Here is a 26,874-nt window from a genome sequence, read left to right on the forward strand (position 1 = left end):
TAATATCCCTCTATAACTCAGAGGCTTTGGGTTCAGATAACGCTTTTCCAGCTGGTACTTTTTCGGTTAGGAAGGGTTGTTTCTCTAATGCGACGAGCGCCTTAGGTAAGGCTAACCCCATTCTGGCTCGCTTAATACGCTTCCACAGGTAGATAAAATCCGCCCGACGAGTCGCATTGGTTTGTAGCCTCAAAGCCGCAGCTTGCCAATCTGGCTCTGTCGACACCGATGTCATCGCCAGTAAGTGTTTGCGTCGACGTAAGCGTCGGTACAAGAGTGCCCGACAGGTTTGCCACTCACCTCGGCGCAGAGCGCGGTAAAACACTAACCACACGGGAATGGGATGGGTTTGGTAATACACTCTCCCCCTGCGCATCAATAACCCCAATATCGCCGCGCTTAACAGCAGGGTGAACAGTGTCCATGCGTGGTGCTTCAACCAAGAACTCAGGGTATGCTTGACCTTAATCGTCTTCCCTTCCAACACTATCTGCTCCAACTGGCCGCTTTGAGTGTTCCACCACCAGAGTCGATACTCGGGCCAGCTCACATCGCCACCATGTTGCAACACGTAGGTTTGGCTATCGATTCGGCTCGACACATAACCTTCACGGCTTTGTTTATCCACCAACTCGGGAGTACTGGGATACAGCTTCCAATCGGGAGAAGCTTGCGCTGGCATAAGATTGGGCAGCAACACAGATAGTGAATCATTGGCCTCAATGTTAATGGTGCGCACTAGGCTATCCCCTACTTTGAGCACCTCAGCCTCATTTGGGCTCCACTCCTGCAGCACTTTGACATTCGATGCCGCAAACCAGGCTTTGTGACTCCCAAGCTCAGCACTGGGCAGAGCCACCCGAAATCCCATTGCAGGCGTTGTGAGCGTGACGGCTTGTTTGTCGCCATTGACGCCAGCCACCTGAGTAATCACTGTGGCTTCTGGCACGGAAAAGTCACCGCTGGTTTGTGGATAGAGGGCGATTTCCCAGCGCTGCCGTGACCAAGTTTGGCCGTTTTCCTGCTCGGTATAGTTAACGGCAAAGGTATTGCGTTGCTTCACTAACACATTGGGGATTTCAATGCCCTTTATCTGAGTGCCCGAGGTAAACCAACGATTGGTCGACACCTCAATCTGCAACAAGATCTGCTCCGTGGGCGCCCATAGCTTTTCAGTTCCATCCGGTTTTTCACCCAACCAGGCCTTCACTTTGACCGCTGTGGCCGGCTCGGTTGGTAGGGCATCGTCCATCTGCGCATGGGCATGGGTTGCGAGCAGCAAACCATTCAATACTAAGCTGATGAACATCAAAGCGATGACTCTTCTGGCCATCAATCTCACACCGTCGATGACAGGCCTTATCGGCACTCGCACTCTGCTGCCAGATAGCGTTTTGTCGCGGCTCAGTGCACTGATTGCATAACTCATGGCTGCAATCCTCCCTTGGCGTTATCGGTACCTTGTTCGCCCTTAGGTTGCAGATTTTGCAGCTGAAACTTCGCCCGCAAAAATTGTTCGGGATTGGCCTCGACTCGCTTAAGCCAAACTTCAGCCAATTTAGGATCGCCCAACATCTGCTCCGCCGTCAGGTTTTGCGACTGCATTTTATCCTGTGAGGTTTGTTCATCGGCGCCTTCGGCGGTCTGCGGCTGATCGTCCGGCAACTCGATGGAGGTTTCCTGATCGTCCATACTGTTGGCTTGGGAGGCACTCGCTTGATTGATTTCATCTATAAGCCCCTCAATAACCTTAAGATTATGTTCGATATCGGCTTTTAGCTCGGGAGCAATATCCTGCTTTTTCGCCAGCGTCCTCAAGAGCTTACGCGCCGCAATATATTCCCGCTGCCGCGCTAATGCGCTGGCGGCGTAATAGGCGCCAAGATCGGTTTGGACCTGCATAAAGGCCGAATGGGCGAGCTTATACTCACCGCCATAGTAGTAGGCGATGCCCTTGTTGAGCACCGAATGGTAAGCCGCTGCCGCCTTAGCAAATTCGCCCTGATTAAACCAGAATGCGCCTTGTTGATCCGGCGTTAGCCACAGATCCAACCACCATTGCCAACTCCGCTCGGCAAAGCTGACTTGTGTCACTTGGATCTCGGTGGCCGCCTTAGAAACGGTGATTTCGGCATAGGCCTGTTGCGGCACAATACTTGGTAGCGTTAAGGCTAACACTAGGCTCCACTTCACCAACCAGCCCCGACGAAACCACAACAAACTGAGCAAAGCTAAGGGCCAAAGCAACCAATAGCCTTCATCTAACCAAGGCATGCTGGAGTCATTATTGAGCATGCTAAAGCGCTCAATTTTGCGCTCAAGTGCCTGAATATCCGCATCATCTATTGTCATGCGATACAGACTACCGCCCGTGCTATCGGCCAAGTTGGCAAGGGAGTCAAAGTCCACCGGCACCTGCGATTGAACATCGGGATCGCCGATCGCCAAGATCAACAGTTGATAGGGAGGCTGTTCAAACTGCTCGGTAAAATACCGCTCAAACGCATCGATAGTGAGTTGATCAACGCCGTCTGTGAGCAGTAAAACACTGTTGCCTGCATTCGCGGGTAATTGCTCAGCGAGCTGACTCAATGCTGTTTGCGCCGCCTTGCCCGATAACGGCATCACCTCAGGGCTGATCGCCTCAAGGTAAGGCTGCAACACCTTAGCATCGCTGGTGACGGGCATAGCCACATGGGCGCTGCCCGCAAACACCATCAACCCCGTCTTACCGCCGCTTCGCGCTGCGATTAAATCCAAGATCTTATGTTTAGCGCGACTGAGTCTATCCGGTGCCACGTCCTGCTGTTTCATGCTCTCACTGCTGTCGAGTAACACCATAAGCGCGGCATCATCCTCGCCGAAGGGCGACGCTTCGCGCTCCCAGGTCGGTCCCGCACAGATAATCACCGCCAATAACAGCAATAACATTAAGATTTTCAACGGTAATTGACTGCGCCAACCGCCTTGATTCAGCGTGAGCGCACTGCGTAAATGATTGGGGAAAAACACCAGCCGCTGCTGCACATCATCCCGGCGCCAGCGCAGCATCAGCACAATGGCGAGTGGAATGAGGGTTAATAACCAGAGTGGCCGAATAAAATGAAACTGCGCCAACATTTGCAGTTCTAAATGCCAATCACTCATTGGCCACCTCGGCGCGACTAAACATTTGCCGCAGCGTCATCCAACTGAAAATCAACAAGTGCAGGGCGAGTACGATGGCAATCAGGTAGTAATGCAGGGTAATTTTCGGGCGGAAACTGGCGCTGCTGTATTGCTGCGGCTCCAGCTTATCGATCAGCTGATACGCCTTATCCAATTCCGCTTGGTCGATGGCGATAAAGGCGCGCGCCTGAGTGAGCTGAGACACCCTTTGGACCACCTCCATATCCATTGGCTGCTCGCCCACATGGGTTGGATCGCCCATGGCGATAGTGTAAATCTTGATGCCCCTTGCGGCGGCAATCTTGGCGGCATCCACGGGTTCGACAAAACTGCCGGTATCGTTACCATCGGTCAGCACTATCATCACCTGCTGCTCCGATGGCTGTGGATTTTGCTCGAACACTTTAATGCCAAGACCAATCGCATCGCCAAGATGAGTGCTCTGCCCAGCCATCCCCGTTTGCGCCTCCTCTAGCAAGCTTAACCACACCTGCTGATCGGCGGTAAATGGCGTTTGGATAAAGGCGGCATCCCCAAACAAAATCAGTCCAAACCTATCGCCACTGCGTTTGGCGATAAATGTTTTTAAGACGTTTTTCGCCGCATTTAAGCGGGTTAAGGTGCTGCCATCGGCGGTGGTAAAATCCGCCTCATCCATGGAGCCAGACAAGTCCACCAACATGAGGACGTCCCGCCCGAAGTCTTCGCGGGTTTGCACTTCACCGAGGATACTGGGTTTAGCCAATGCGCTGACAATCAACATCCAAGAGAGGATCAGCATGCCCCGCTGCCAATGTTTTGGGCTAAGCAGGCCAGCGGCGACTTTTGGAGTCTCATTCAATGCCCGTAGGATTTCGGTAAAGAACGGCACTTTGATCGCGTCTTCGCGGCTACGGTACGCGGGCACAAACCAGTACACCAGCACGGGCAGCGGCAACAGGATAAACGCCCAAGGATAGGCAAACTCAAGCTGATCCATGGCCTGCCTCCGGCAAGTGATGCCCGCTTAACCACAGGCTTAGCCCTTGGCGCACAACGCTAAAGTCGGGGCGAGCGGCATTAGGATCTTCAAGGCATTTTAGCCACTGCTGAAACGATTCATCGTTCGCTAGCTGAGCCTTCGTATGGTAGCGCCCCATCTGCTCGAGCAAGGGAGCACCGTATAGGGAGGCGTTTTTCGGCTCTAAGTAGACCATCACGATTTTAATAATCTTCATCATCTGCGTCGGCCAATGCGGATCCTCCGCCGACAGACTCTGCAAGGCCGTTATCGCCTCTTGGCGGTAACGGTTACGCCACCAGAAAATCCCCTTGAGATACAGTCGATAACCCAGATACAGCAGCAACATCAGCAGTAATATCTGCCAACCTAGAGTCTGTGGCCACCAGCTCACAGGATCGGGCTGAGCCACGTCTTTTAACTCCCTCAGCATGTAGCTGCTAGGAGGAGACTGAGTTGCGCCAAGCAGTAAGATTGCTGTCATTGGATATCACTCAGGGTACGAGCCAGTTGCAGCAGATGATCGCCTTGTGTGCCGATTTCAATAAAAGGCATACGCTGCATCGCCATCAGATTTTTGAGTTGGGTTTGTTTTTCAAGATATTGTTTTTGCAGCGCCTTATTCACCTCGGCCGTTTGTTGCCCCTTCTGTAATGCCAACTGATATTGGCCATCACCCACCACCCAAGTGCTGCTGACACTGTCCTCTGGCACATGGGTTTCCATCGGATCAGAGATAAAAATACACAGCACATCATTATGCTGCTGCAGGTACTTTAACTGTTTGAGGGATTGGTTATCGGCATCGGCAAAGTCGCTGACAATCATTAGCGTTGCGGCCTTGAGGCGGCGCTGACTTAAGATCTGCATCCACTGGGCGAAGCTTACCCGTTTGCTATCTCGGCTCGCCGCGCTCAGGGAATGATTTGCTTGGATAAGCCTATCTAATCCCATTAAAAAATGCGCCGTACCACGCTTTGCCGAGCACCAATGCAGCTGCTGAGTCGCGGATATCAACAGCCCAACCCTGTCGTTATTGGCCAGCGCGAGCCAACCCATTAAGGCCGCAATTTCGGCGGCCACGACGGATTTCATATGGCTCACCGAGCCAAAATACATGGAGCTACGTTGGTCAACACAGAGGATCACTTGGCGATCTTTCTCTTCGGTGTAACTGCGCACATGAGGCTTACCCGTGCGCTGGGTGACCTTCCAATCCATTTGGCGAATATCATCACCCAGTTGGTAGTGGCGCAGCTCCTCAAAGTTCAGCCCGCGTCCCCGTTGGTGCGATTGATAACGGCCAGAAAGGTGCGCCCGAGAGTAACGCAGGCTAAGCAGTTTGATTTGCGTCGTCTGTCCCTGCAATCGCACCAGTTGCGGCAAACTGGCATAGATACGGGGATCCTCTTGCTTAGCTGAAGATAGGGACGACTGAGATCGAGAGGATGCGGCCAGAGATGCGAGCGCCATAGCCGTTATCCAATACTGACCACATCGAGCAGTTCATGCACCAGATCGCGCTGATTGACCCCGTCCGCTAATGCCTCGTAGGAGAGGCTCAACCTATGGCTCAACACTAAAATCGCCACCTCACGCACATCGTCCACCAGCACATGGTCACGGCCATTGAGCCAAGCCAAGGCGCGGGCACATTTGTCCAACGCAATCGATGCCCGTGGGCTGGCGCCAATCATCAGCCAACTGGCTAACTTAGACAGGGGATATTGCTCCGGCTGGCGCGTCGCCATCACTAAATCGATAATATAGTTCTCCACCATATCCGATAGCGTCACGGCCGCAATTTGCTGCCGCGCCTTGAGAATACTGGCGGGATCTATGGTGATGGTTTGTGGTTTGTCGGCGCTAAAAACGCCGTTTTCCTCACTGCGAACGAGGCGTACGATGTCACGCTCTGCTTCTTTTGTGGGGTATTCCACCGACGCTTTGATCAGGAAACGGTCCATCTGCGCTTCGGGCAGCGGATAGGTACCCTCCTGCTCGATGGGGTTTTGTGTTGCCAGCACCATAAAGAGTTCGGGCAGCACATGGGTTTGCCCCGCCACGGTAATAGTGCCTTCGGCCATAGCCTCTAACAGCGCCGCCTGCACCTTTGCGGGGGCACGGTTAATTTCATCGGCCAGCACAATTTGGTTAAATACTGGCCCCGGCTGAAACCTGAGTGTCGATTTACCCTCAGCCTCGTGGAGCACCTCAGTGCCCGTGACATCGGAGGGCAAGAGATCCGGCGTAAACTGGATCCTGCCAAAGGAAATCGCCAAGGCATTGGCCAAGGCTTTAACCGAGCGGGTTTTGGCCGTTCCGGGCAAACCTTCGAGCAGCACATGACCGCTGCAAAGTAAGCCCAAAATCAGACTGCGGATCACTGTGCGTTGCCCAACGACTTGAGATTCAACCTGTTCAATTAAGGCGAGAATATCCCCGTGCGCACGCGTTTGTGTGTTAGCCATTGGTTCCATGTGGTTGTCCTAGCAATACGGCCAATCCCGTGAGAATCGGCAACGAATAATCGAAAAATGCTTTAATCCCTGGACACAGATAATTGAGCCCTTCTTCCCCATCTGGGGTTTTCAGCAGGCGATTTTTAGGGCATTCGCCCCAACAGAGTTTGAGATAAGGGCAGTCTTTACAGTATTGGGGTAACGAATCACGCTTGGCTAAGCCGAAGGTTAATTGCCGGGTCGAGAACGCCATTTCATTGAGTGGGCGCTCGTGCACATTGGCAATCTTATATTCGGGGTAAACGTAATGGTCACAACTAAAGACATCGCCATTATGTTCAATGGCTAAGCCCTTACCGCAAAACTCAGCGGTAATACAAAGCTGCGCCGGTTTGCCCATCACTTGGGCGACCGCCGTCTCAAACAGGTTAACCAGCACTCGGCCAAGGTCGTTGTTGATCCACTCTTCAAAGGTGACGATGAGGAACTTGCCCCAGTCATCGGCATCGACTGACCAATCCGTCACCACAGACATAGGATGCCCAGGTTTCGCCAGCTCGCTGCCGACCGTGGGTATCATGCTGCTGTTCCAAAACTGCGGCGCCGTGGTTTTAAAATCGCTAGGTTCGACCACAGGATTGAACTGGATATAGGTCGCACCCAACTCTTTGGTGACAAAGCGGTAAACTTCGAGCGGGTACTTCACATTGTGGCGGTTAACCGTCACTAAGGCATTAAAACGCACCTTGTATTGTTTGAGTTTTTCGACCGCGGCCATCACTAAATGAAAGGTAGGCTTGCCGCTGCGGGTCACACGATATTTGTTATGGAGTTCTTCGGGACCGTCGATGGATAACCCCACAAGGAAATTATGCTCGGCAAGAAACTGGCACCATTCATCGTTTAATAGAATGCCGTTGGTTTGCAGATCGTTTTCAATGTTAACGCCTAGGGGCCGATATTTTTTCTGTAGCTGAACTACTTTGCGAAAATAGTCCACGCCCAACAGGGTCGGCTCGCCACCCTGCCATGAGAATACGATTTCGTCGCCATCTTGGCTTTCGATATAACCTTTAACATAGGCCTCGAGGGTCGCATCATCCATCTCAGGTTGCTTAGGTTGATGCAATAAGCCTTCTTTGTGCAGATAAAAACAATATTGGCAATCGATGTTACATTTCGCCCCACCGGGTTTGGCCATCACGTGGAAACGACGTTGGTAATCGGGATGCTCTCCAAGCGCCTTTGCAGCTGATTTTAACGGTACGACATCGAGTATCGTTGATGCTCGCATTGAAGTTTTTGTCATGCAGACTTCCTTGTATTGGCTGACGTTCAGATAAACGTCAGCCAATTTCTATTTAAAAACAGCTTGTTTATCTTGGAACAAACGTACCAGCTTCCATCCTCGGTGGGAACTCTTTAAAGCTTTCCATGACTTCACCGACCTTAGCCATGGCGGGGCCCATCAAGAATGCACGTTCGTACATCCAAGTGTTGTAACCCATACCTTTGTCACCCTTCTCAAATGGATCGACACTGAGGTCGAAAATCAAAGGTACACGCAACTTAGTGAATGGATATTGCCAAACCGCAAAGCCCGTTTCATGTTCTTGGATCATGAAGTGGAACTTGTATTGGTTGTAACGCAATGCCAATAAGTCACCGTCATCACTCCAGTAAACGAACTCTTTACGAGCCGATTCTTGGGTCTTATCGGTGAAATAAGGCAGTTGGTTGTAACCATCGAGGTGCACTTTGTAGGTTTGTTTACCGACCTTTTTACCCTTGAGTAATTCTTTCTCAACCCCTTCACCGCCCGCTGCGGCGACTAAGGTTGGGAAAAAGTCTTCCAAGGAGACAATACCGTTTTTAGTGGTTCCCGGCTTGATGTGTCCAGGCCATTTGATCATGCCGGGCACACGGAATGCACCTTCCCAACCGGTGTTTTTCTCACTGCGGAAGGGCGTCACACCCGCATCAGGCCACATGTCGACCATTGGACCGTTATCCGAGGTGTAGATGATGATAGTGTTATCATCAATACCCAGATCTTTAATCTTCTTCAGTAATTTACCCACCTCATCGTCGTGCTGCTTCATACCATCGGCATAGAATCCGGCACCGGTTTTACCGGCATAGGAATCAGGCACGTGGGTATAGTTGTGCATGCGCGTAGTGTTAAACCAAGTGAAGAAGGGTTTATCGGCCTTAACTTGCTTCTCGATAAAGGCTCCAGCCGCATCGAGGAACTCGCCATCGACGGTTTCCATACGCTTACGGGTTAGTGGGCCTGTATCTTCGATTTTGCCATCGGCATAGGAATGGATAACGCCGCGAGGGCCAAACTTCTTACGGAAGGCAGGATCTTTAGGATAATCAACGTTTTCGGGCTCTTCTTCGGCATTGAGGTGGTACAAGTTACCAAAGAACTCGTCGAAACCATGGTTAGTCGGCAAATGCTCGTCGCGATCGCCTAAGTGGTTTTACCAAATTGGCCCGTGGCATAACCTAAATTTTTTAGCATAGTGGCAATTGTGGGATCTTTTTCGCTAATCCCTTCAGGCGCGCCTGGCATACCGACTTTAGAGAGACCTGTACGCTTAGGCATTTGGCCTGTAATAAAAGCACTACGACCCGCGGTAGAACTCTGCAGAGCATAGAAGTTAGTAAACTTAGTTCCTTCTGCGGCAATACTGTCAATATTGGGCGTGCTATATGCCAACATTCCATTGTTGTAGGTACTTAAGTTCCAGTAACCCACATCATCACCAAAAATAACCAGAATATTTGGTTTATCTGCAGCATAGGCTGTCACTGACGCGGCGCTCAAAGCCAATGTGCAAGCATTTAGCACAAACTTATTTGAGCGCGGTTTTTTTCCTGTACTCATAAAGACTCCATTTTTTACGGTGGGTGGTTATCTCATCTCGCACAAAATATAAACATCCCATCCAGATTAGGCGCAAAACGCACAAGAAACAATCAACAAAATGTTTTACGATACATAAATCAAATTTATGAATTGAAGATTATGGATTTAAATTTAGTACGTACATTTTTAGTGGTGGCAGAGTGCCAGTCCTATACCAAGGCCGCCGAACGTATGCAATTGACCCAGCCCGCGATTAGCGCCGCCATTAAGCGATTAGAAAAACTCTACGGTGAAAATCTGTTTATCAAGCAAGGGCGAGGCATAGAACTCTCCAGCAAAGGGCAGCAACTTATCCCCTCCTTTCGTCAAGCTGTCAGCATTATCGAAAATGCGATGAATATGCGAAAGCAGTTTAATGTTTACTGTAATGAGTCGCTGATAAATACCTTATTCCCCATTGATAACATTAACTTGCAAGAATCTCCGCCGGAGAAAAACCAGCTGTTTGAACACCTGCGCCAAGAGAAAACCGACATTATTGTCGATAGTATGTTGACTCGAGACAGTGCATTTATGGTGGAGGAAATTCTCTTAGAGCCCTTAGTGGTGATTTGCCGAAAAGACCATCCACGAATTCAGCAAAGCATCACCAAAGACGCCTTTTATCGTGAAGATCATGTGTTTTATAGCGGCACGTGGGAAAAGATCCGTGGCTTCGAACTCTTTGCCAACGAACCCATTGAAGAACGCAAAATGGCATTAATCTGTCATTCGATTGCCAGCATTGCCTTGAATATTTCTCAGAGTGATTCAATTGCCGTTATCGCTCGCTCCTTTGCCGAGCAATGGGCAGCAAAATTAAATCTGCAAATATTAACTTGCCCCATTAATACCGATTTAATTCCCTATCATTTGGTGTATCACAAACGACAAATTAAAAATCCCCTGCATAAAAAAATCAGAGAAGAAATAAAAGCCAAGATAAAGGCTTTACATAGGCAATAATTGCTAATTCGAGCTTCAACAATGGGTGTCAATGTAACCATTGCACCCGTAAAACACTTCCCAGAAATACAGTCGCAGTATCACAGTCGCAGTATCACAGTCACGGGTGAGTCTATAACGCTACCCTTTACATAAATTCAATCTCAAGTTTAACTTTTTGCCGTTACTTAGGTACTATGGGTTTGTTTATTATCAAGTTATGAATGGATTCTGCTGATAACGCCCCCGCACAATAAGCTCAGTTTCCACCTAGTCCCAGTCTGATTGGGATGCGATTAACAAGATACAAACCATTTTTAACAACGCAATATTACACTCGCTTATACACAGTAAATTGGTAGAAATAAGGATGCTTTCTATGAACAAAGGACTGATTCTCTCAGCCATACTCCTTGGCAGCTCTTCTCACTTGGCCCTCGCACAGACATGCGATGTCGAGATCAAAGGCGAAGTTCCGGCTAACATCAGCCTAGATAAACTGTTTGTCTCAGTCTATCAGCGGGATATTCCCGTAAGTGCACATCAATTTAGTGTCTGTGCCACCAAGAAAGATCTCAATGTCACAGGCCAACATAACCCCAATAATAAGGTTTATCTGGTCGATAAGAGCATGGATACACCACTTTACCTTTATAGCAGCCTAGTGTTTGTGCAAACCAAGCATATAGAGTTAGACAGCATTTCAACACTGGCTAACTACGCCTGCGATAGCCGCTGCGGTTACTACTCGCACCAACGGATCCAAGATGATGCAGAACTAATATCACTCGCTCAGCAATACAGCCAAATTGATGCAACAGCCAAAGCCGAACGCTCCGCTTTCACCCTTAAACATCAAGCTGCACTCAGCCAGCTGTATACTAAGGTGGCTGATATAAAAGCACTCGATGCAAACCGCATGACCGAAATCAACAATCCAGATCTCTGGGTCGACCCTTATAGCGGCGCGGGATTATTGTTTGAGAGTAAAGCCAACTTACAATCCACAGCATTTATGGAAGGGATTGGTGACAACATCCGCAACATCATGAATCAAAACCCCGATCTCAAACCACTAGTCACACCCCACAAGAAAGATTTAAGAGTAATTGCAGAAGGCCGCTTAAGCTGGGAGCAAAAAGGTGAGGCTATCGACGCGCTGGCCGCACAGTTTAAAACCTATAATCAGCCGAAACTCGACGAAATCATCAAAATCCTTAAAGACAGCTACCAAAATGCATCCCCTATCTTCCAAGATTATTTGTCGAACAAGGATAAAACGCCCTTTGCAGCACTCAACCAAGCCGACAGCACGTTTGAACTCGTGCTCGCCAACTGGACGCTAGCCGCCTACAGTCATAGCAAAGATAAACAAAAGTTCTCCGCCCTTTTTAGTGAGCGCTTTAAACAAGAACGGTTGCCAATACAAGATAAGGAGCTGGATAGCGCCCTCTCTCGCCTTATCACGCTCCCTAATCACTTAGGTCAGCAGAAATTGGCCGATGGTTATAAAAATATCCAAATTGAGTTTAAGGACAGACTCAGTCCTTCCAACGAGCGCTATGACTTTAAAGATGATCTACAGAGCCTAAACTTTATCTATGAGCAAGGCGCATGGCGACTGGACAACCTAAGCCAAGTACCAATGAATCACTATGAGCTATAGAAGCGAGTGTTAGTAATCCTCTAGGGCAGGTGAACTTAAATCATTCGGTTTTATTTATCAGTGGATATAAGCCTAAACTTATATCCACTCCAAATGCGAACACCTACACCTGAAACTTGCATAAGAGAAGTGATTACAGTCCCTCTTGAATCTCTCTTGCCGCTATTCACCACATGCTGTACGCTAGGTTAAATTTTGATTAATAAACAGTAGTTAAGATGTTGCTTAATCAATACCGATTTAGTGTTAACGCTAAATTTCGCTAATCAAAATAGCGATGAAATGAGTCAGGGAAGAGCAGCTCATCAAAAGTGAGCTATGCAAGGATAAGTTTTCAATCCCCACCTTAACAATGCTCCCCTCTCAAACAATTGTGATTCTGGCTAAAGTTCATTCGACGATTAACTGATAGCTTTACTATTGTTTTTCTTAAAATTTATTGTCTGTATTTGCTGTCTGGTAGCAAGTGCCATGGGCGGTAGCGTGCTTACATACTTGGATAAAAGCACCGTCATTAACTCAAAGCTAAAACCGACCTCCCTGCTTATGAACGAGTAAAACAACTACATTCGTTGGAACCCACATGCAGAATAAAGAAAAAATTGCGGTGTTTATTGATGCCGATAATGCGCCAGCCAGAAAGTTTGACGTGGTACTCGCTGAGCTTGCAAAACACGGTCTCATCAGTATTCGAAAGGCCTATGGCAACTGGAAAAGCCCGAACCTAAAGCCATGGGAAGAAATTCTCCATGAATATGCCATTCAGCCCATCCAACAATTCGATTTAACCAAAGGTAAAAATGCCAGTGATATCGCTTTAGTTATTGATGTTATGGATATTCTTTACACAAAGGATATAGACATTATTTGCTTAATTTCTTCGGATTGCGACTTTACTCCCCTTGTAACCAGAGCCTTAGCCGACGGTAAAACCGTTTTTGGTTTCGGAGAACGTAAAGCGCCAGCCGCTTTCGTAAATAGCTGCTCTCGCTTCCTCTACCTCGACGCTGAACCTGTAGTCGTCGCAGAAGAAATTGAAGTGATATCAGAAGCCACTCAGCCTCCACCAACGGCACCTGACTCAATCAGTAAAACCGAGCAAGCTCAGCCCAAAATCGCCACACCACAAAAATGTAATTTAAAAAGTGACACCAAACTGCTCAATATGTTGCGACAGGCCATAGAAGCAACCGAAGAGGAAGATGGCTGGGCACAACTCGGCCCAATTGGTTCACATATCTCCAATCACAGCTCGTTCGATCAGCGAAACTACGGATTTAAAAAACTCAGCGATCTCTTTGCCGCAATCGATCTCTTCGAAATGCGTAAAACCCACGGCTCAGTGCTATGGGTAAGAGATATCAAACGCGCAAAGAAGAATGGAAGATGAAACCTGCCATTAAATTAAATCCGTCATTCCGCACCTAATTTTCGATTTAAAAAACTTGACGGCGATCGGTCATTCTGATCTATTACTCTCTTTTGCAGGTAATTCATCATGGCCGCTCCCGCTATCTCTATCCGTAACCTCGACCACCTTGGTTTGGTCGCTGCACTTTGCCAAGAACTCGGCATTGCTCGCATGATTGATGCGGTGCTACCCAAAACGCCGCCCTACAAAGTCTCACATGGTGAAGCGTTGGTGGCGATGATACTGAACGGTCTTGGCTTTCATAGTTCGACCTTGCACATGTTCCCGCAATTCTTTGCCAACAAGCCTGTAGAACGCCTGATTGGCCCGGGGATCTGTGCCGATGACCTCAATGATGATGTGCTCGGCCGCTGCCTTGATGCCCTCTTTGAGGCCGATGTCAGCACGCTTTATCAGGTGATGGCGGAGCAGGTCGTTGAACGATTGGGGCTCAAAAGTACTGCAGTACACCTCGATATCACCAGCTTCCACGTCGATGGCGCCTATGACCAAGCCGATGGCGAGCAGCTCGGTAAGTTGCAATTGGTACGGGGCTATAGCCGCGACCATCGGCCAGAGCTAAACCAGGTTATCCTGGAGCTTATCTGTGAAAATCAGGCCGGCCTGCCCATCTACATGCAAGCCTTGAGTGGTAATATTAATGATACCAAGGCCTTTGCCCAGACGGTACGGCGCCACTTGAGCAGTCTCAAGGCCGCGCAGGAGAGTCGTTATCTGGTCGGCGATGCGGCGCTGTATTGCGCCGACACCTTGCAACTACTGGCACAACAGCAACAGTTGTTCGTGACTCGTGTGCCTGTCACCCTCAATGAAGCCAAGCGAGCCGTGGCAACCATTGGCACCCAGTCGCTGGTTGCGCTGGGCAATGGCTATCATGGCTGTTGGCAAAGCGCCAATTATGCCGACGTCGCGCAGCGTTGGTTGCTGGTGCGCAGCGAACAGGCCAGCCACCGTGAGCAGCAAACATTAGCCAAAAACCTACTGAAAGACAGCACGCGTGAACTGAAAGCCTTCAACAAATTATGTGCCCAGCGTTTTGCCTGCGAGACCGATGCGCAGGCTGAATTAGCCCGTTTTGCTGTCAGCTTAAATCTGCTGCAACTAGAAGCAGAAGTCGTGAGTGAACCTATCTATGCAGGGCGCGGAAGGCCCCAAAAGGGTGAAATGCCGGTGAACTACCAATTTCACATCAAGGGGTTAGCCGCAAGTAGCTTGGCGCGGGTGGCTGAGGCGCGCAACCAGACAGGGGTGTTCATCCTCGCGACCAATGATCACAGTGAAACGCTCACCATGGCTGAGCTGTTGGCTACCTATAAAGCCCAGCAGAATGTCGAGCGTGGTTTTAGGTTTCTGAAAAGTCCCGAATTTTTAACCTCCTCGTTATATCTTAAAAAACCGGAACGTATCGAAGCGTTGCTGATGGTGATGACCTGTAGCCTGATGATTTATGCGGCGCTGGAGCACCGGATCCGGCAGGGCTTAGTAGAGCAGAACCGGAGTGTGGCGGACATGAAAAAGAAACCCACGCAAAAACCGACTGCGCGGTGGATTTTTTTACGCTTTGGCGGGGTGCACGAGTACCAGTTGGGAGAGGCGCCACCTCAAGTCACAGGACTCACAGTGGACCAGCAGATCATTCTCGACGTGTTAGGCGAACGGTATCGGCAAATTTATTCCTAAATCAGGTGCGGAAAGTCGGTTAAATGCAAATTAACCAATCTTACAAAACAACAAAACCACCTTAAAAAGGCAATTAAATGGATAAGTTTGACAACGAAAAAAAGCACATATGGAATAAATTTGCTGACATTGAAAGACTTATAGATGAAAAATTCTCAACACTAGAAAGTGAAATTTTAAAATCAGCTTCAGAGGCCCAAAGAGACGCAAATTACTCCTCAAGAAAAGTAACTGAATACAAAAATAGAGCTTTGGAATCAAAAAATGAAGCAATTAAAACAAGCGAAGAAATTCTAATTATAAAAAACAAAGTAACAAATGAGTTTATAATTTTCCAAGACACGGTAACAAACGCAAGTTCTTTAGCCTCAGACGCAGAAAAACTTCACTCCAGCGCAGAAATTAAAATAAAAGAATTGGATGAATGGATTGAATGCAGTCAAGATAAGTATTCATCAATATCAGAAATATTAGAAAAATACACAGACCTTGAAAATATTTTAGAGAATACAGTCTCATCTGCTAATCTAATACAAACAAATAGTAACAAGGTAAAATCCATTGTTACATCTTCTATGGAATTAAAAAACAAGATTGATGAAGCTTACACTGAAATATATGGTTTCGAGGAAGAAGATGAAGATGGAAACATTTCGGTTAATGAGGGTAAACTAGCACTACTCGAAAATGTATATGAAGAACTAAATGAAAAAATTTCAACATTAGACACAGAGTTATCAAAATATAAAAAGACTAACACTGAAGAGCTAAACTCGATTATAAGCACAAGCATTAATAAAATTGATAAATTTATAACAGAAAAAGAAGAGTTAATAAAATCAATCGAGGGGAAGATAAACTCTTTACTGCCAAGAGCATTAACAACTGGTCTAAGCTCTGCATATCAAGCTAAAAAAGAGGCGGAAGAGGAAAATTACCTAAATTTAAGCAAAACATTCGTAAAATGTATTTTAGGCCTAATGGCAATATCATTAATCCCTATAGGAATTAATATTTTCATGGTAATAAATGGCAAGGAATTAACTGAAGCATTAAAAGATACACCGCAGGTCATTTTAGGTTTACTGCCAGCTTACCTACCTATTATGTGGCTTGCTATTTCAAATAACAAGAAAATAAATCTATCAAAAAGATTAATAGAAGAATACACCCATAAAGAAGTGTTAAGTAAAACATATGAAGGCTTATCAACCCAAATAAACAATATAAAAGAAGAAATATCTCACTCTCAATTAAAAAACAAACTATTATTTAATTTATTAGATGTAAACGCAGAAAACCCAGGAAAACTAATATCAAACTATGACAAAAGTGACCATCCTTTGATGGAGGTTTTAGATAGAAGCTCTCAGTTAGCTACTTCAATAGAAAAATTATCAAAAATACCAGGAGTACGAAAGGTAGCTCAAAAATTAGTTGAAAAAAATACACATCAGCTAAAAGAACAAGATAGTAAAGTTAATGAAGCTATAGACTCTTTGAATGACGAAAAAGATTTACTCGATGATAATCAAAAGAGATAAATTTCACTCAAAGAAATTTAACAAGCAACCCTTCTAAAAGATGTCGTGGTCAATGAAAGATGTGCAGGTATAACTCTTCATTCAATGGTTACACCAAAACTAGCATTGTTGCACCAGTGACCTTCTAAAACATGGATGTTTTAGTAGAGCCTACACGGACGTATCTACGGCGTGTCACTGGTGTAACAGTGCGAGAGCCTGCGGCAAGCAATTAGGGGACACAGACCTTAGCAGCGATGCTGCACGTTATTAGCAACACAAATACAAAAAGAAACTATCAGGCACTCTGGCGCAATCAGCGCCAAAAACAAAACCCCGATACTGTTGCCAGTATCGGGGTTTTTATTTATAAGAATTTGGGTTTTAAGCGATTAAGCTAAAGACCGCAGATGTTTTTGCGCAGGATAAATCGTGTTAGTACAAGGCGCTGTGAGCGTAGCATACGTTGTTTGTATGTGAGCGAGCAGCAACGCCGTAATCACCGATTTAAACCAGCAAAAATTACATCATACCGCCCATTCCGCCCATTCCACCCATTCCGCCCATATCTGGCGCATCAGCTTTTGGCAGTTCAGCTACCATAGCTTCGGTGGTGATCATCAGGCCTGCGATAGACGCTGCGAATTGCAGTGCGCTACGGGTTACTTTAGTTGGGTCAAGGATACCCATTTCTAACATATCACCGTAGGTGTCGTTACCCGCGTTGTAACCGTAGTTACCGCTGCCGTTCTTCACAGTGTTAGCCACAACAGAGGCTTCTTCGCCTGCGTTGGTTGCGATTTGACGCAGTGGCGCTTCCATTGCACGTAGGGCAATAACCACACCGTGTTTTTGGTCTTCGTTAGCCACTTCAACGTCAGCAATCTTAGAAGCTACACGTACCAGCGCTACACCGCCGCCTGGTACCACGCCTTCTTCAACCGCAGCACGAGTTGCGTGCAGCGCGTCTTCTACGCGAGCTTTTTTCTCTTTCATTTCAACTTCGGTCGCTGCACCGACTTTGATGACCGCAACACCGCCAGCGAGTTTAGCCATACGCTCTTGCAGTTTTTCTTTGTCGTAGTCTGAAGTTGATTCTTCGATTTGTTGCTTGATTTGGCTAACACGCGCTTCGATTTGCGCTTGCTCACCGTTACCATCGATGATGGTGGTGTTGTCTTTAGTGATCACAACACGTTTAGCAGTACCTAAGTCTTCTAAGGTTGCTTTTTCAAGCTCTAAGCCGATTTCTTCAGCGATTACAGTACCGCCAGTTAAAATCGCCACGTCTTGCAGCATTGCCTTACGACGGTCACCAAAGCCTGGCGCTTTAACCGCGGCCACTTTCACGATACCGCGCATGTTGTTCACAACTAAGGTTGCTAAGGCTTCGCCTTCAACATCTTCGGCAACGATCAGTAATGGCTTACCAGTTTTTGCCAGACCTTCAAGGATTGGTAACAGTTCGCGAATGTTAGAGATTTTCTTGTCTACTAACAGTACGAATGGGTGATCTAATTCAACGCTGCCAGTTTCTGGCTTGTTGATGAAGTATGGAGACAGGTAACCACGGTCGAACTGCATACCTTCTACTACGTCCAGTTCGTTTTCCAGTGCTTGACCTTCTTCAACGGTGATCACGCCTTCTTTACCGACTTTTTCCATTGCAGTAGCAATGATTTGGCCGATTGACTCGTCAGAGTTAGCAGAGATAGTACCTACTTGAGCGATAGCTTTTGAGTCGGCGCAATCTTGAGAAAGGTTTTTCAGCTCGATAACGGCTGCAGCAACAGCTTTATCGATACCGCGCTTTAAATCCATTGGGTTCATACCCGCTGCAACGGCTTTTAAACCTTCAGTCACAATGGCTTGTGCCAGAACGGTTGCAGTAGTGGTACCGTCACCGGCGGCGTCGTTGGCTTTAGAAGCAACTTCTTTCACCATTTGCGCGCCCATGTTTTCGAACTTGTCTTCTAATTCGATTTCTTTTGCAACAGACACACCGTCTTTAGTGATCAGTGGTGAGCCAAAGCTCTTGTCTAATACCACGTTACGGCCTTTAGGGCCTAGGGTCACTTTTACTGCGTTAGCCAGAATGTTTACACCAGCCAGCATTTTTACGCGTGCGTCATTACCGAATACAACTTCTTTAGCTGCCATATTGAGTATCCTTTAAATTTTTGATGATTAATTGGAATGTCGAATTGATGTCGTGGATTAACCTACGATGGCCATCAGGTCAGCTTCTGACAGGATCAAGACTTCTTGACCGTCGATTTTTTCTTTCTTCACACCGTAACCTTCATTGAAGATCACTACATCACCTACTTTCACATCCAGTGGTCTTACAGTGCCATTTTCGAGAATACGGCCGTTGCCTACTGCCAGTACTTCTCCGCGAGTCGATTTTTCAGCGGCGCTACCGGTTAATACAATGCCACCCGCTGAAGTTGATTCAACTTCTAAACGCTTAACGATTACGCGGTCATGTAATGGACGAATATTCATCTATGAACTCTCCTAATGATTTAATGCCCAACAATCGAGGCGATTTTGTGATGAAAAAGAGGAAGCGTTTTCGGCGTCCCCTTTGATGTCTGTGATATGGGGTTAGCCCCTGCCAGATCCAAGTGCCTTTACAAAAAAAAATTCAAATTTTTGATGTCAGTTTTTTCAAGCGGGCACAATCCTGCTAGAATTCGGCCTCCGCTCGCAAACAAGGCACCATTTTCCCCATGAAAGACAGACACGGGCTGCTTAGCGCGCCAATTGGTCGTGTACTGCTCAACATGAGCCTCCCCAACTTGATTGGCATTATGACCATTCTAGGTTTTAGCCTCGCTGACACTTTTTTTATCAGTCAGTTAGGGACCGAAGCCTTAGCGGCGATCAGTTTTACCTTTCCGGTGACTTTGATTATTTCCAGCATCGCCATTGGGATTGGTGCCGGCGTTTCCACTAACCTTGGCAGGCTGATAGGCTCGGGCAATGCCCCACGCGCCAAGGTGTTTCTGCACGATGCGCTGCTGCTAACCTTTATCCTTATCGCCAGCTTATCCGCCCTAGGTAGCATTTTTATTAAGCCGCTCTTTAGTTTGCTTGGCGCCAATGACACCAGCTTGCCGCTGATCCACGACTATATGATGTATTGGTATGTGGGCGCGCCGCTGTTGGTGCTATTGATGGTGGGTAATCAAGGCCTGCGCTCGACTGGGGATACTCGCTCCCCTGCGATGATTATGGCGCTGGCGGCGATCATTAACTTAATACTCGATCCCTTATTAATCTTCGGCATTGGGCCCTTCCCACGCTTGGAGATCCAAGGCGCGGCGATTGCAACCCTGTTCTCTTGGCTGATAGCCCTGTCGCTCTCGGGTTATTTGTTGATTATTAAGCGCAATATGTTGGAATGGGCGGCATTTGATATCGATAGAATGCGCGCCAACTGGAGTAAACTCGCCCATATCGCCCAGCCCGCAGCTCTGATGAATTTAATCAACCCACTCGCCAATGCGGTGATTATGGCGATGCTGGCGCATATCGACCACAGTGCCGTCGCGGCCTTTGGTGCGGGCACCCGTTTAGAATCTGTGCTCTTGATTGTGGTGATGGCGCTCTCGTCGAGCCTGATGCCGTTTATCGCGCAAAACCTCGGGGCAGGCCAAACTCAAAGGGCGAAACAGGCGTTGCTGTTATCGCTTAAATTTATCTTTGTATTCCAAACCTTACTCTATATTCCGCTGGCATTTTTCGCCCAGCCACTTGCCCATTTATTCAGTACCGATCCGCAGGTGCTAGAGTGGTTAAGTTTTTATATTCTGGTCTTGCCCTGCGCCTACGGCCCGCTCGGCATAGTGATCATCTTTGCCACGGCACTGAATGCGTACCACAGACCCATGAGCTCGTTAGTGATTAACCTGTGCCGCTTAGTGCTGCTGATGCTGCCGTTGGCGGCGCTGGGGTCTTATATCGATGGGGTGAAAGGCTTGTTGCTCGCGCTCCCCATCACCAACCTCTTGATGGGGATTGCTTGTTATTATCTGGCGCAGCGCATTTGCGAACCCGCTAAGGTGACGACCGCCGACGCTATTTAAGAAGTGCTTTTTTGGCGAAAGCGTAAATCATTTTGCAGGAAGGGTTCTTCGGAGGCCTTACAAACTCGGCGAGTGGCGATCCCCTCTTGACTCATATTGGTGGGCACGCCGCCAGGCGCGAGTTCTTGCAAGATAAAATCAATAAATCGACGGCTGGCAAGACTAACATAACGTCTTGATGGATAAGCTAAATAAAATTCACCAGGATGTGGGTCAATCTCGGGTAGCAGGGTAACTAGCTGCCCTGCTGCCACATACTCGGCCACCACTTCGGTCGGGGCATAGACAATTCCGCGCCCTTGCAGGGCAAACTCCACCGCGACTTCGACGCTGTTAGAGCAAAAATTGCCTCTCACTCTCACTTCCTGCTCGGCACCAATCCATAACTCATTGAAGATTTTGCCATTTGAGAGTCTAAACAAGGACACATTGTGGGACTCAATCTCCTGCGGAGTTCTCGGCGTGCCGTGCTCGGCGAGGTATTCAGGGCTGGCATAGAAGCGCAGATCCGTGGTGAAGATAGGCCGCACTACTAGATCTAAGGTATCTAGCGCGGGTTCCACCACAAAGGCCACATCGAGGTTGTTCTTCACCATATCCACGGATTCGGCGCTGTTGATCACTTCCACCGTCAATCTTGGGTGTAAATCCATAAAGCGGAAAATCGCCCGCATCAACACATTCATACTGTGGATAGGGAACATTTGGATCCGCAGATGACCGCTGATCTCGGCATCATCATTGGTCATCTCGAACAGGGTTTCATCGAGCTGCGCCAAGATATTTAACGAGCGTTGATAAAAATGGCTCCCCGCGGAGGTGAGCGTCATCGAACGACTCTGACGGTGGAATAGCTTGATATTCAGTTCATCTTCCAACGCCTGCAAGCGGCGACTCACGGTCGATTTAGGTAAGTTAAGCAAATCAGCAGCTTCAATCAAACTGCCGGTTTCGGCTATGCGGTGAAATAACGCTAAGTCCTCTGTCTTCATCTTTAACTTAATTTCAATCTCATTATGTGGGATTCATAATCCAAAAGTATCCCGTTTATTGCAACAAATTTAGCTGTTATCTTCGCGCCCCTGAAATGCTGATAAATTGTTATCGAGGACTCCCCTACCATGAAATCATATCGACTGCTCCCCTTGGCGGCTTTGTTGCCTGCCCTACTGACGGCCTGTACACCCGCGGAAAGCTCAGTACAGGCGAGTGCTATTCGTCCGGTAAAACTCTTTGAGGTGATGCAACTCGAAGGGGGAGATTTTAGGACATTTCCGGCCCGCGTCAGTGCCAATAGCCGCGCCGAGTTATCCTTTAGGATTTCAGGCGAGCTGACAGATCTCGCATTAGTGGAAGGGCAACAGATCCGCCAAGGCAGCCTCTTGGCTAAGCTCGACGACAGGGATGCCTATAACAATTTAATGACCCGCGAAGCCGAGCATGAACTCTTGGCGGCGGATTTTCAGCGTAAAACCGAACTCCTCAAGCGCAAGTTAATCTCCCAAGCCGAGTTTGATAGCGCCCAAGCGCAGCTTAAATCGGCCAAAGCGGCCTTGGCCGCCGCCCGTGATCAGTTAAGTTATACCAAGCTTATTGCTCCCTTTAGTGGCACTGTGGCCAAACGTTTAGTGGATAACCACCAAATCGTACAGGCCAACCAAGGGATTTTAACGCTGCAAAACAACAGCTTGCTCGATGTTAGCATTCAAGTTCCCGAGGCGATGGCGGCAAGCTTAAACAACTATATTCAGCAGCAAAACTTTACCGCTAAGGTGCGTTTTAGCGCATTAGCAGGGATGGAGTTTGATGCGAAATTCAAAGAATACTCGACCCAAGTGACCCCGGGTACTCAGGCCTATGAAGTGGTGTTTTCCTTACCTCAACCTAAAGATATTCAATTACTTCCGGGCATGAGCGCCGAGTTAACCCTCGCCTTAGTGAAAACCCCAGATCAAACCGCATCGGCCATAGTGCCAGTCACCGCCATCGATAAACGCGATCAGGATGGCCAAGTTCAAGTCTGGGTCTATCAAGCGCAATCGGGCGAAGTTAAACCCACGGCAGTGACCTTAGGCCGAGTCACCACCGAAGGCATTGAAGTCTTAGGCGGCATCAACAAAGGTGACTTGATTGTCAGCGCGGGGGTATCCCAATTATCCGACGGAATGAAAGTGAAGCCACTACGCTGGCAACGCGGAGTGTAATTCATGAACATTGCTGAGTATTCCATCCGCCACAAAGTGATTAGCTGGATGTTTGTGCTACTGCTGCTCGTGGGCGGTGGTGTGAGTTTTACCGGTCTTGGGCAATTAGAATTTCCAGAATTTACCATTAAAGAAGCCCTAGTGATCACCGCCTATCCGGGGGCCTCACCCGAGCAAGTGGAAGAAGAAGTCACCCTTCCCCTCGAAGATGCACTGCAGCAACTCGATGCGGTTAAGCACGTGACCTCAATCAATAGTGCGGGCCTGTCGCAGATCCAAATAGAGATCAAAGAAACCTACGATAAAACCAGCCTGCCACAGGTGTGGGATGAGGTGCGTCGTAAGGTGAACGACACCGCAGGACAACTGCCTCCCGGCACTAGTACGCCCAAGGTTTATGACGACTTTGGCGACGTGTACGGCATTTTGTTTAATCTCTCAGGGCCTGACTATAGCAACCGCGAATTAAGCAACTATGCCGACTATTTGCGCCGCGAACTGGTACTGGTGCCTGGGGTCAAAAAAGTCTCTGTCGCGGGCAGCGTAACCGAACAGGTAGTGATTGAAATATCACAACAAAAACTCTCTGCATTGGGGTTAGATCAAAGCTATATCTACGGCCTGATTAACAATCAGAACGTGGTTTCTAATGCGGGCAGTTTAGTGGTTGGCGATAATCGTATTCGCATTCATCCCACGGGCGAATTTAGCAGTGTGCAGGATCTTGCGCGTCTGATCGTCAGTCCGCCCGGCAGCACCGAGCTTATCTATCTTGGCGACATTGCCCATATAGAAAAAGATTACGATGAAACCCCAGATGTGCTCTATCACAACCGTGGCGAAGCCGCCCTCTCCTTGGGGATTTCGTTTTCGAGTGGCGTCAACGTAGTCGAAGTAGGTAAAAGCGTTAGTGAGCGCCTTGCCGAGTTGGAGTCACAACGCCCAATTGGGATGAACTTAGATACGGTCTATAACCAAAGCCTGGCGGTGGATGACACTGTAAATGGCTTTTTGATCAACCTATTAGAATCAATCGCCATCGTTATTGCCGTACTGCTGCTGTTTATGGGCCTGCGCTCAGGCTTACTGATGGGCTTAATCCTGCTGCTGACGATTCTCGGCACTTTTATCGTGATGAAAGTACTGGGTATTGAGCTGCAACTGATCTCCCTCGGCGCCCTGATTATTGCACTTGGTATGTTGGTCGATAACGCCATTGTGGTGACGGAAGGTATTTTGATTGGCCTGCGCCGGGGTAAGACTCGCCTCGAAGCCGCTAAACAAATTGTGACGCAAACCCAGTGGCCGCTGCTTGGCGCCACAGTGATCGCGATTATCGCCTTCGCGCCGATTGGTTTATCGCAAAATGCCGCGGGTGAGTTTTGTCGCTCGCTGTTCCAAGTGTTGATGATCTCTTTATTTATCAGTTGGATTACCGCGATCACCCTGACACCTTTCTTCTGTCACTTGCTGTTTAAAGACGCCCCAGCAGACGATGAAGAGCAGGATCCTTACAAAGGTTGGTTCTTCAGCTTATACCGCGCGAGTTTAACCTTTGCCCTACGTTTTAGAATAGCCAGCATTTTATTGGTCGGCGCTATGCTTGTTACCGCGGTAATTGGCTTTGGCCATATCAAAAATGTGTTCTTCCCAGCGTCAAACACGCCCATCTTCTTTGTCGATATTTGGATGCCTGAAGGCACGGATATCAAAGGTACAGAACGTTTCACCGCCGATATTGAGCAGCTGCTACTCAAGCAAGCCGAGGAGCAACACAGTGGCCTTAAACACTTAACCACAGTGATTGGCCAAGGTGCACAGCGTTTCGTCCTGCCCTATCAACCGGAAAAAGGTTACCCCGCCTTTGCCCAGTTGATCATCGAGATGGAGGATCTAGCGTCGCTCAAAGTCTATATGTCTGAGTTAGAAAGACAGCTAAATCAACGGTTCCCGCAGGCACAATATCGATTCAAGAATATGGAAAACGGCCCGTCTCCGGCCGCGAAGATTGAGGCGCGTTTCTACGGTGATGATCCTGAAGTGCTGCGTGCTCTGGGCGCTCAAGCCGAAGCGATTTTCCATGCTGAGCCGAGTATGGATGGCGTTCGCCATGATTGGCGCAACCAAGTGCCTTTAATTCGTCCACAGCTGCAAAATGCGCAGGCGAGGGAAACCGGGATCAGTAAGCAGGATCTGGATAATGCGCTGCTTATCAACTTTAGCGGCAAACAGATTGGCCTTTACCGCGAAACCAGCCATTTACTGCCCATCGTTGCCCGTGCCCCCGCCGAAGAGCGTTTGCAGGCGGACAGCCTGTGGAAACTGCAAATCTGGAGTAGCGAGCACAGCACCTTTGTGCCAGCTACCCAAGTGGTAAGCCAGTTTGAAACCCAGTGGGAAAACCCCTTAGTGAAACGTCGTGACCGGATGCGGATGTTAGCGGTTCTGGCCGATCCAAAGCTTGGCAGCGATGAAACCGCCGATTCTGTGCTCCGTAAAGTGAAGGATAAGGTTGAAGCCATCAGTATCCCCGCGGGTTATCACCTCGAATGGGGCGGCGAGTATGAGACCGCTGGCGAAGCCCAAACTGCGGTATTTAGCTCGATTCCATTAGGCTACTTGGCGATGTTTTTAATCACAGTGTTCCTGTTTAACTCGGTACGCCAACCCTTAGTGATTTGGTTTACCGTACCACTGGCCTTGATTGGGGTCTCGGCGGGATTACTGATTTTCGACGCGCCCTTTAGCTTTATGGCACTGCTGGGGCTGCTGAGTCTATCGGGCATGGTGATTAAAAACGGCATTGTGTTAGTCGATCAAATCAACCTAGAACTTGACGAAGGCAAGCCGGCCTATATCGCCTTAGTCGATTCGAGTGTCAGCCGTGTACGCCCCGTGATGATGGCAGCGATCACGACCATGCTCGGGATGATCCCGCTGATCCCCGACGCCTTTTTCGGCTCGATGGCGATCACTATCATCTTTGGTTTAGGTTTTGCGTCGCTGCTGACCCTTATTGTGCTGCCAGTGATGTACAGCCTCGCCTTTAATATCAAACCGAATGCGGTGGCGAGCGAGCAGCACTAGCCCGCCACTCCCCCTAAACGCTTCCCGGCGTGGCCGATCGATGTGGTATGACTCATCGATTGGCCCTTTCTTCCCTTCAATTAACCACTTAACCTCAAAAACAAAAACGCCTAGATTTCATCTTGGTTATCGACAAAATCTAGGCGCAGTAAGGGCGGATGACCATAGTGCTAGGTATTAGTTGACGACCTTTTTCACCACTTTCTTGGCATCGACACCCTCTTTTTTATCGTGCTTGTCTTGCTTAAGCGCATCGGCAGCTTTGTCGGATAACTTATCGTCGGGTTTGATATCATCGACCTTATCACTGACCGAATCAGTGACTTTATCCTTAGCATCGCCAACGGCATCTTTAGCATCTTTCGCCGTACGTTCGGCGGCTTTTTCTGGTGTACAGCGGCCACTCACGCCCGTAGTCGCCTTGACCGCCGCATTCTTGGCGACTTTTTCAGGGTCGCAATTAGGATCTAAGGGCCCTGCGACTGCGCTATAGGTAATCAGCGAGCAAGTTACGACAGACAACAATCCCGAAATCAGCTTTAACTTAGTCAGATTCATATTCAACCTCCATGAATAATATGTTCGAGCTTTACTATAGTACGTCGTTAAGTTGAAGCAAACCGACTTAAGCTACCCATGCGACAACGCGCATAAAAACAAGCTCCCAGAGGTTTGCACCAGTGGGAGCTTGTAGAATAT

The 26,874-nt window shown here is 48.3% G+C and carries 19 protein-coding genes and 1 pseudogene; 8 read left to right on the forward strand and 12 right to left on the reverse strand.

Annotated features, from left to right (window positions below; translation table 11 throughout):
• Window positions 1–10 precede the first annotated feature (10 nt).
• The 8 genes and pseudogenes from SHEWANA3_RS18585 to SHEWANA3_RS18620 form a co-directional block, all read right to left on the reverse strand.
• Window positions 11–1,429, reverse strand: a complete 1,419-nt coding sequence (locus SHEWANA3_RS18585) for a BatD family protein (protein WP_011718337.1) — start codon at window positions 1,427–1,429, stop codon at window positions 11–13.
• Window positions 1,426–3,147 carry a VWA domain-containing protein gene (locus SHEWANA3_RS18590; RefSeq protein ID WP_011718338.1) on the reverse strand — a complete coding sequence of 574 codons (1,722 nt, stop codon included), beginning with the start codon at window positions 3,145–3,147 and terminating at the stop codon, window positions 1,426–1,428. The genes SHEWANA3_RS18585 and SHEWANA3_RS18590 overlap by 4 nt, the downstream gene beginning before the upstream one ends.
• On the reverse strand, window positions 3,140–4,147 hold the full coding sequence (locus SHEWANA3_RS18595) for a VWA domain-containing protein (RefSeq protein ID WP_011718339.1): 1,008 nt from the start codon (window positions 4,145–4,147) through the stop codon (window positions 3,140–3,142). Before SHEWANA3_RS18595 ends, SHEWANA3_RS18590 begins: the two co-directional genes overlap by 8 nt.
• Window positions 4,134–4,652: a DUF4381 domain-containing protein gene (locus SHEWANA3_RS18600; protein ID WP_011718340.1), complete on the reverse strand. Its 519-nt coding sequence runs from the start codon at window positions 4,650–4,652 to the stop codon at window positions 4,134–4,136. The genes SHEWANA3_RS18595 and SHEWANA3_RS18600 overlap by 14 nt, the downstream gene beginning before the upstream one ends.
• Window positions 4,649–5,641: a DUF58 domain-containing protein gene (locus tag SHEWANA3_RS18605; protein WP_011718341.1), complete on the reverse strand. Its 993-nt coding sequence runs from the start codon at window positions 5,639–5,641 to the stop codon at window positions 4,649–4,651. Before SHEWANA3_RS18605 ends, SHEWANA3_RS18600 begins: the two co-directional genes overlap by 4 nt.
• Before the next feature lie 5 nt (window positions 5,642–5,646).
• Window positions 5,647–6,648 (reverse strand): MoxR family ATPase, encoded by a 1,002-nt coding sequence (locus SHEWANA3_RS18610; RefSeq protein ID WP_011718342.1) that lies wholly within the window; start codon window positions 6,646–6,648, stop codon window positions 5,647–5,649.
• Window positions 6,632–7,939: an anaerobic sulfatase maturase gene (locus SHEWANA3_RS18615; protein ID WP_011718343.1), complete on the reverse strand. Its 1,308-nt coding sequence runs from the start codon at window positions 7,937–7,939 to the stop codon at window positions 6,632–6,634. The genes SHEWANA3_RS18610 and SHEWANA3_RS18615 overlap by 17 nt, the downstream gene beginning before the upstream one ends.
• 67 nt (window positions 7,940–8,006) lie before the next feature.
• Window positions 8,007–9,523 (reverse strand): annotated as a pseudogene (locus SHEWANA3_RS18620) (arylsulfatase).
• A gap of 141 nt (window positions 9,524–9,664) precedes the next feature.
• On the opposite strand from SHEWANA3_RS18620, the gene SHEWANA3_RS18625 reads away from it, so the two are divergent.
• From SHEWANA3_RS18625 to SHEWANA3_RS18645, 5 genes are all read left to right on the forward strand, one after another.
• Complete coding sequence (locus tag SHEWANA3_RS18625) at window positions 9,665–10,510, forward strand: LysR family transcriptional regulator (RefSeq protein ID WP_011718344.1); 846 nt, start codon at window positions 9,665–9,667, stop codon at window positions 10,508–10,510.
• Between the two features lie 358 nt (window positions 10,511–10,868).
• Window positions 10,869–12,155, forward strand: coding sequence for a hypothetical protein (locus SHEWANA3_RS18630; RefSeq protein ID WP_011718345.1), 1,287 nt, complete (start codon window positions 10,869–10,871; stop codon window positions 12,153–12,155).
• A gap of 583 nt (window positions 12,156–12,738) precedes the next feature.
• Window positions 12,739–13,545: an NYN domain-containing protein gene (locus tag SHEWANA3_RS18635; RefSeq protein WP_011718346.1), complete on the forward strand. Its 807-nt coding sequence runs from the start codon at window positions 12,739–12,741 to the stop codon at window positions 13,543–13,545.
• Window positions 13,546–13,653: 108 nt separating this feature from the next.
• Complete coding sequence (locus SHEWANA3_RS18640) at window positions 13,654–15,267, forward strand: IS1634-like element ISShes12 family transposase (protein WP_011715680.1); 1,614 nt, start codon at window positions 13,654–13,656, stop codon at window positions 15,265–15,267.
• A gap of 77 nt (window positions 15,268–15,344) precedes the next feature.
• Window positions 15,345–16,811: a hypothetical protein gene (locus SHEWANA3_RS18645; protein WP_011718347.1), complete on the forward strand. Its 1,467-nt coding sequence runs from the start codon at window positions 15,345–15,347 to the stop codon at window positions 16,809–16,811.
• A gap of 501 nt (window positions 16,812–17,312) precedes the next feature.
• On the opposite strand, the gene groL is transcribed toward SHEWANA3_RS18645, so the two are convergent.
• Both groL and SHEWANA3_RS18655 read right to left on the reverse strand, forming a co-directional pair.
• The gene (gene groL / locus SHEWANA3_RS18650) at window positions 17,313–18,950 is read right to left on the reverse strand and encodes a chaperonin GroEL (protein WP_011718348.1); all 1,638 of its coding nucleotides are present in this window, start codon (window positions 18,948–18,950) and stop codon (window positions 17,313–17,315) included.
• A gap of 57 nt (window positions 18,951–19,007) precedes the next feature.
• Entirely contained in the window at window positions 19,008–19,298 is a 291-nt protein-coding gene (locus SHEWANA3_RS18655) for a co-chaperone GroES (protein ID WP_011071021.1), read from the reverse strand.
• A gap of 227 nt (window positions 19,299–19,525) precedes the next feature.
• On the opposite strand from SHEWANA3_RS18655, the gene SHEWANA3_RS18660 reads away from it, so the two are divergent.
• Entirely contained in the window at window positions 19,526–20,884 is a 1,359-nt protein-coding gene (locus SHEWANA3_RS18660; protein ID WP_011718349.1) for an MATE family efflux transporter, read from the forward strand.
• On the opposite strand, the gene SHEWANA3_RS18665 is transcribed toward SHEWANA3_RS18660, so the two are convergent.
• Window positions 20,881–21,876 carry a LysR family transcriptional regulator gene (locus SHEWANA3_RS18665; protein ID WP_011718350.1) on the reverse strand — a complete coding sequence of 332 codons (996 nt, stop codon included), beginning with the start codon at window positions 21,874–21,876 and terminating at the stop codon, window positions 20,881–20,883. The genes SHEWANA3_RS18660 and SHEWANA3_RS18665 overlap by 4 nt on opposite strands.
• A 129-nt stretch (window positions 21,877–22,005) precedes the next feature.
• Between SHEWANA3_RS18665 and SHEWANA3_RS18670 the strand changes: the two genes are divergently transcribed.
• On the forward strand, window positions 22,006–23,088 hold the full coding sequence (locus SHEWANA3_RS18670) for an efflux RND transporter periplasmic adaptor subunit (RefSeq protein WP_011718351.1): 1,083 nt from the start codon (window positions 22,006–22,008) through the stop codon (window positions 23,086–23,088).
• A gap of 3 nt (window positions 23,089–23,091) precedes the next feature.
• On the forward strand, window positions 23,092–26,175 hold the full coding sequence (locus SHEWANA3_RS18675) for an efflux RND transporter permease subunit (RefSeq protein ID WP_011718352.1): 3,084 nt from the start codon (window positions 23,092–23,094) through the stop codon (window positions 26,173–26,175).
• A gap of 177 nt (window positions 26,176–26,352) precedes the next feature.
• Here the strand turns inward: SHEWANA3_RS18675 and SHEWANA3_RS18680 are convergent, their stop codons facing one another.
• Window positions 26,353–26,733, reverse strand: a complete 381-nt coding sequence (locus SHEWANA3_RS18680) for a hypothetical protein (RefSeq protein ID WP_011718353.1) — start codon at window positions 26,731–26,733, stop codon at window positions 26,353–26,355.
• Window positions 26,734–26,874 lie beyond the last annotated feature (141 nt).

The organism is Shewanella sp. ANA-3, from assembly GCF_000203935.1.
Taxonomy (GTDB): domain Bacteria; phylum Pseudomonadota; class Gammaproteobacteria; order Enterobacterales; family Shewanellaceae; genus Shewanella.

Coding starts and splice junctions, on each gene's coding strand:
- SHEWANA3_RS18585 (WP_011718337.1), bottom strand. CDS start 1,429: ATGAGTTATGCAATCAGTGCACTGAGCCGCGACAAAACGCTATCTGGC.
- SHEWANA3_RS18590 (WP_011718338.1), bottom strand. CDS start 3,147: ATGAGTGATTGGCATTTAGAACTGCAAATGTTGGCGCAGTTTCATTTT.
- SHEWANA3_RS18595 (WP_011718339.1), bottom strand. CDS start 4,147: ATGGATCAGCTTGAGTTTGCCTATCCTTGGGCGTTTATCCTGTTGCCG.
- SHEWANA3_RS18600 (WP_011718340.1), bottom strand. CDS start 4,652: ATGACAGCAATCTTACTGCTTGGCGCAACTCAGTCTCCTCCTAGCAGC.
- SHEWANA3_RS18605 (WP_011718341.1), bottom strand. CDS start 5,641: ATGGCGCTCGCATCTCTGGCCGCATCCTCTCGATCTCAGTCGTCCCTA.
- SHEWANA3_RS18610 (WP_011718342.1), bottom strand. CDS start 6,648: ATGGAACCAATGGCTAACACACAAACGCGTGCGCACGGGGATATTCTC.
- SHEWANA3_RS18615 (WP_011718343.1), bottom strand. CDS start 7,939: ATGACAAAAACTTCAATGCGAGCATCAACGATACTCGATGTCGTACCG.
- SHEWANA3_RS18625 (WP_011718344.1), top strand. CDS start 9,665: ATGGATTTAAATTTAGTACGTACATTTTTAGTGGTGGCAGAGTGCCAG.
- SHEWANA3_RS18630 (WP_011718345.1), top strand. CDS start 10,869: ATGAACAAAGGACTGATTCTCTCAGCCATACTCCTTGGCAGCTCTTCT.
- SHEWANA3_RS18635 (WP_011718346.1), top strand. CDS start 12,739: ATGCAGAATAAAGAAAAAATTGCGGTGTTTATTGATGCCGATAATGCG.
- SHEWANA3_RS18640 (WP_011715680.1), top strand. CDS start 13,654: ATGGCCGCTCCCGCTATCTCTATCCGTAACCTCGACCACCTTGGTTTG.
- SHEWANA3_RS18645 (WP_011718347.1), top strand. CDS start 15,345: ATGGATAAGTTTGACAACGAAAAAAAGCACATATGGAATAAATTTGCT.
- groL (WP_011718348.1), bottom strand. CDS start 18,950: ATGGCAGCTAAAGAAGTTGTATTCGGTAATGACGCACGCGTAAAAATG.
- SHEWANA3_RS18655 (WP_011071021.1), bottom strand. CDS start 19,298: ATGAATATTCGTCCATTACATGACCGCGTAATCGTTAAGCGTTTAGAA.
- SHEWANA3_RS18660 (WP_011718349.1), top strand. CDS start 19,526: ATGAAAGACAGACACGGGCTGCTTAGCGCGCCAATTGGTCGTGTACTG.
- SHEWANA3_RS18665 (WP_011718350.1), bottom strand. CDS start 21,876: ATGAAGACAGAGGACTTAGCGTTATTTCACCGCATAGCCGAAACCGGC.
- SHEWANA3_RS18670 (WP_011718351.1), top strand. CDS start 22,006: ATGAAATCATATCGACTGCTCCCCTTGGCGGCTTTGTTGCCTGCCCTA.
- SHEWANA3_RS18675 (WP_011718352.1), top strand. CDS start 23,092: ATGAACATTGCTGAGTATTCCATCCGCCACAAAGTGATTAGCTGGATG.
- SHEWANA3_RS18680 (WP_011718353.1), bottom strand. CDS start 26,733: ATGAATCTGACTAAGTTAAAGCTGATTTCGGGATTGTTGTCTGTCGTA.